This window comes from Streptomyces sp. GC420, assembly GCF_009916105.1.
Lineage (GTDB): Bacteria > Actinomycetota > Actinomycetes > Streptomycetales > Streptomycetaceae > Streptomyces.
Window position 1 is genome coordinate 1 of sequence record NZ_JAAAXQ010000465.1, and the last position, 5,425, is coordinate 5,425.

Here is a 5,425-nt window from a genome sequence, read left to right on the forward strand (position 1 = left end):
GTGCCGGGCGGCGGGCGCGCGCGGGGTCGAGTGTGGGAACGGGGGACTCAGGCCGTGGTGCCGGGGGCGGGAGCCTTGAGGATGCGGAGGTTCTCCGCCTGGATCTCGGCGCAGAACCGGCCGATGAGCACCCACAGCGGCATGGACAGCCCGTCGAGCTGGGCATGGAGCAGCCGGGCGGCTTCGTGCATGCCGTGCTGCGCGCGGACCACGTCCATCGAGTTCAGGCCGCGCGCTCTGCGCTCAAGGGACCGGCCGGCGCCGAGCAGGAGGTCGTGGGCCTCGCGGCTGACCGTCTCCAGCCGCAGCGGATGCGCTGGGGTGAGCCGGGACGGCGGTGGCGGGGCGGGGTCGAACGCGGTCGGGCGGGCCGCGCTGTAACGCGTCGCCCACAGCTCGACCATGTAGACCGCGGCGGCCTGCCAGGCCGCTTCGTCGTGCTCGCCGGTGCGCTCCTGGAACGTTGCGATCGCCCGGTCGAGGAGGGCCTCGGCGCGCTCCAGTGCCGTGCCGTGGCCGAGGCGGAAGTCCTCCAGGGCCTTGGCGGCCTCGATCACGTGGACCTGGGCCGCGGGGGCGTGATCGGTGAGACTGCGGCGCATCAGGATGTCGCCGGCCTCCACGACGATCTGGGACCCCGGCGCGGCGGGCTCCCCTGGTTCGGGGGACAGATAGGGCATGGCTGTCGTACTCCTCGGGTGTCATGTCGGACGCGGGAGGAAGATCCCGGCGGGCCAGGAAACGGGCAAGTTCCGTTGCGTGCGGCCTCGTTGCGGACGTGGCCGCCATCCCTGGGCGGCCCTGGCCAACGGTCAGTGACAATACATCTTGAAATCAAATCAAGCAACAACCACAATACATACTGGAACATCAACAGGGCGCTTGCATTCCTCGGGACGGGTGCGTTAGATTCGCGTTAGATTTGAACTCTGAGGGTGGAGGTGGAGATGGGGGGCAGCAACCCGGTAGCGGCTGTACTCGACCGGATCTCGTTCGACGGCCCGGTGCCGCCACTGCCGGACCCGGCGGAACGGGTCAGGCTCCGCGAGGCGTTCGGCTGGACCGTGACCCAGATGGGCCAGGCCAACGACGTTCGCCGCGAGACGGTGTGGACCTGGGAATCGGACCCGCCCCGCACACCGCGCGGCGAGAAGGGGCAGCGGTACGCCAGGATCCTCGCCTACTTCGCCGCCGAGCTCGCTCGCGCCGGTGCAGAGGGTGGCTCCGCCCCCTTGGAACCCGAGCCCGAAGGCGAGCCCGAGTCGGTGCCGGATGCGGTCGCCGCGGAGGCGACCCCTCTCGTCGAGCTCGACTTCGAGTTCGACATCGAGGACCCTCCCGAGCTCGTCTGGCCGGACACCGCGCCCGCCCCGGCCCTCGTGGAGACGGCGGTACCGGAGTTCGACGCGCCCGGCTCCTGGATCGACCTGCCCGAGGGCGTCACCCGGCTGTGCGTCCGCTGCGGGCACCCGACGTCCAGCGTCGTGGACGGCCAGCCCCGCCACGTGTACCTCCAGGCCATGGCCGCCATGGGCATGCCCCGCTGCGGTACCCGGCCCACCACACAGGCCGAGCCCGTCTCCGCCCCGCGTCCCGAGACGGTGGCGCCCACGCCCGCCGTGGCCGCCCCCGCCGCACCGTTGGCCACCCCGGCACCGGCGCTCCCCGCTGCCGCTGCACCCGCCGGCCATCCGCCGGCCGCGCCGCGCCGCCCGGCCGCCGCCCCGGCCTCCCGCCGTGCGAAGCGCACGGCGAAGAAGCCGGCCGCGAAGCCGGTGCCGCCGGAGTACGCCGACGGCCCGCTGGCCGTCCTCGACATCACCGACGGTGCCCTGACCGCGCACCTCGCCGACGGCCGCACCGTTCCGTGCCCGGCCAAGACCCTCCAGGCCCTGGCCGCGTGGGCACTGGACAAGCGGAAGATCCGCCTGGGCGCGGCCAAGGTCCACGACAACGGCTTCGACCAGGACCCGCTGATCATCCTCACCGAGGGCGCCGTCGCCCACTTCGGCCTGCCCACCGACCTCGCGGACCAGGAAGACCTCCGCCTGCCGGCCGACCACAAGGCCCTCAAGAGCCTCACCAAGGCCGGATGGGAACTCACCAAGGCGGGATTCGGCCCCTGGCCACGGATCTTCAAGCGCCTCGACGGCAAGCGCCACTGCATCCAGCTCTTCCTCACCCCGTGGGGCGCCCTGGAGAACCGCGTCTGGGGCCAGGCCGGCGAGCTGCCCGCGGGCGACCTCGCCACGATGCTCGGCACCTACGCCCGCCTGGTCATCACCCCGCGCGGCACCGTCGCCGTCACCGGCGAGGAACTCATGACCTCGCTGCGCCCGCCCACCAAGGCCGAATGGAGCCAGGACGAGGGCAAGTACGTCTCGGCGAAGGTGCCCCACACCCTCCACACCCTCGTCGACCCCGCCCCGTGCGAAGCCCCCGACGAACACCCCGTCGTCGCCGCCGACTACCCGGAGGAAGGCTCCCGGCCCGCCAGCGAGGCCCTCGACGAGGAGGCATGCATCTGGGTCCGCCCCGCCGAGCTGATCACCGACGCCGAGCGGGCGTGCACCCACGTCGCCGCCCTGGACGTGCAGGTCGCCTTCCTCGCGGCGTGCCGCCGACTGCACGTCGGCACCGGCCCGGCCATCCACTACCCCCGCAACCCCGACTTCGACCCCGACCTGCCCGGCTCCTGGTACCTCGACCTCTCCCACGTCGAGACCGACCCGCGCCTGCCCAGCCCCTTCACCTCCAGCGGCGAACGCCCCGACGGCCCCGGCTGGTACGCCACCCCCACCGTCGCCTACGCCGTCGAACTCGGCGCCGACGTCCGCCCGATGGAGGCGTGGGTCCGCGAGACCCACAGCCCCTACCTCCAGCCCTGGTACGACACGCTGCGCGACGCCTACCTGACCGTGATGGCCGACCTCGGCGTCACCAAGGACCTCGACGACGAAGCCTTCCTCGCGGCCATGGCCGTCTACAAGGACGGCGACCCGCTGCTGGTGACCCTGGCCAACGCGATCAAGGCCACCGCCAAGTCCGGCATCGGCAAGCTGCGCCAGCGCCCGAACCTCGGTGTCCACCACGTCTTCGGCGACCCGTGGCCGGCCCTGAAGCGCCTGACCTGGCGGCCCGACATCCGCGCCATGATCCTGTCGAAGGCGCGGACCAACATGCACCGCAAGATGAACAACCTCGCCACCACGGCGGGCCGATACCCCTTCGCGGTCAACAACGACTGCGTCGTCTACGCCATCGACGGCCTGTCCCCGCTGCCCCTCCTCCTCGGCCCCGACGGCCAGCCTGTACGCGGCGGGTTCCGCCTCGGCGTCAACCCCGGCTCCGTCAAGCACCAGGGCTCCCAGACCATCACCTGGGCGCTGGACCTGCTCGCCGACGGAGTGAACATCGCCAACGAGATCAAGGACGCCTCGCTCGTCCGCGTGGCCTGACCCCAAGGAAGCTGACTGACCGTGGGAATGATCGAAGACCGCCTGGAAGAGGCCGCCGAGACGGCCTACTCCCAGCCGATCCCCAAGAGCCTCGGGGCGCGGATCCGTTTCCTGCTCAAGCAGGAGAAGGGCGTCAGCCGCGCCGAGGCCGCCCGCGCGGTCGCCGAGAAGATCGGCAAGAGCCAGCGCACCGTCGAGCGCTACCGCGACGACAAGATCAAGACCGCCAAGCCCGACACCGCCGCCCTCATCGAGGCCGAGGTCAAACAGCTCTGGCAGCCCATCGTCAAGGCGAAGAAGTTCCAGGCCGCCGTCACCACCACCGGCATCAACGTCGACGTCCGCGGCACGTTCGGCTTCACATCCCCCCGCGGCACCACCAACGACCCCCGCAAACGGCGCCTCAGCAAGCGCCTGGACCCCGACACTGCCGCCGCGCTCTACGCGGCCAAGGAGGCCGGCGCCAGCGAGGAGGAGCTCGCCCAGATCGTCGCCGACGGACTGCGCGACGCGTACTTCACCGACGGCGGGACCCGCGCCCAGTCTCTCCAGCAGGTGGAGCTGACCGACCTCCTCCACATCAAGTTCAGCATCACCTGACCCGCCGCCCGTACCCGGCTGAAAGGACCGGCCACCCCGTGACCGCCACCCTCACTGACCCGCCCAGGATCAGGCTGCGCCCGCACCAGTCCCAGGCCGTCCACGCCGCGCACACCGCGCTGCGCCACACCGCCCGGACCTCCGTCGTGATGGCCTGCGGCACCGGCAAGACGTACGTCGCCGCCCGCACCGCCGCCCGCGTCGCCCCCCAGGGCACCCGCCTGGTGCTCCTGCCCACCCTGGAACTCCTCGCCCAGACCATCGACGACTGGCGCACCGCCGGCATGAGCGGCCCGGTCCTCGCCCTGTGCTCCAAGCGCCCCAACACCGCTGGCGAGTCCGTCGCGTTCACCACCGACCCGGCCGCCCTGGCCGCCACCGTCCACCAGAACCCCGGCCTGACGGTGTTCGCCACCTACCACTCCCTGCACCGCGTCCAAGACGCCCACCACCGCTTCGCCCTTCCCACCTGGTCGCTGGTCGCCGTCGACGAAGCCCACCGCACCAGCGGTGACCTGGGGAAACGCTGGGCCGCCGTCCACGACGACGAGCTGATCCCCGCACACAAGCGGCTCTACCTCACCGCCACCCCGAGGATCTGGTCGGCCGGCGAGCCCGGTGACGACGAGGACGACTCGCTCGTCGCGTCCATGGACAACCCCGCCCTGTATGGCGACACTTGCTTTCGCCTCCCGCTCGCCGAGGCCATCGACATAGACCTCCTGGCCGACTACCGCGTCGTCGTCATGGAGGTTCACGAGGCGACCATCCGCACCCGGCTGGGCATCTCCGACCGGGCTACCGAGGCCGAGCTGCGTCAGGCCGCGCTGCAGATCGCCGTCCTTCGTGCCATGGCCGAACTCGACCTGCGCCGCGTCGTCTCCTTCCACCACCGCGTCGCCGACGCCCACGCCTTCGCCGGCACCCTCCCCGAGACCGCCGCCCTCCTTTACGCACTCGACGAGACCGGCACGAGCTGCCCCGACCCGGGCGAGCTGTGGGCGACCGGCCTCGACGGCACCCAGGACCCCGCCTGGCGCCGCGAGCTCCTCGACCGCTTCGACGGCCGCCCCGGCGAGTTCCTCGAACCGGCCCACCGCACCGTGATCGCGAACGCCCGCCTCCTCGGCGAGGGCGTCAACATCCCCAGCATCGACACCGTCGTCTTCGCCGACCCCAAGGAGTCGATCGTCGACACGGTCCAGGCCGTCGGCCGGGCACTGCGCCAAAAGCCCGGCCAGGGCAAGAAGGCCACCCTCATCGTCCCCGTCTACGTCGCCCCCGGCGAAGACGCCGACGACCTGATGGGCTCCAACCTGTACCGGCCGCTCTGGCGGGTCCTCCAGGCCCTGCGTGCACACGACGAC

The 5,425-nt window shown here is 71.8% G+C and carries 4 protein-coding genes; 3 read left to right on the forward strand and 1 reads right to left on the reverse strand.

Annotated elements, in window-relative coordinates; all coding sequences use genetic code 11:
* Positions 1-47: 47 nt before the first annotated feature.
* The gene (locus GUY61_RS34035) at positions 48-680 is read right to left on the reverse strand and encodes a hypothetical protein (protein ID WP_208106805.1); all 633 of its coding nucleotides are present in this window, start codon (positions 678-680) and stop codon (positions 48-50) included.
* A 267-nt stretch (positions 681-947) separates the two neighbouring features.
* Between GUY61_RS34035 and tap the strand changes: the two genes are divergently transcribed.
* The 3 genes from tap to GUY61_RS34050 form a co-directional block, all read left to right on the forward strand.
* Entirely contained in the window at positions 948-3,458 is a 2,511-nt protein-coding gene (gene tap / locus GUY61_RS34040; protein ID WP_243766950.1) for a telomere-associated protein Tap, read from the forward strand.
* A gap of 27 nt (positions 3,459-3,485) precedes the next feature.
* Positions 3,486-4,058, forward strand: a complete 573-nt coding sequence (tpg, locus tag GUY61_RS34045) for a telomere-protecting terminal protein Tpg (RefSeq protein WP_208106807.1) — start codon at positions 3,486-3,488, stop codon at positions 4,056-4,058.
* A gap of 38 nt (positions 4,059-4,096) precedes the next feature.
* Positions 4,097-5,425: DEAD/DEAH box helicase family protein (locus GUY61_RS34050; protein ID WP_166634180.1), on the forward strand; the 1,329-nt coding region annotated here is incomplete at its 3' end.

Bases quoted from the DNA above. Each gene is read 5' to 3' on its own strand.
- GUY61_RS34035 (WP_208106805.1), bottom strand. From the start codon at position 680: ATGCCCTATCTGTCCCCCGAACCAGGGGAGCCCGCCGCGCCGGGGTCC.
- tap (WP_243766950.1), top strand. From the start codon at position 948: ATGGGGGGCAGCAACCCGGTAGCGGCTGTACTCGACCGGATCTCGTTC.
- tpg (WP_208106807.1), top strand. From the start codon at position 3,486: ATGATCGAAGACCGCCTGGAAGAGGCCGCCGAGACGGCCTACTCCCAG.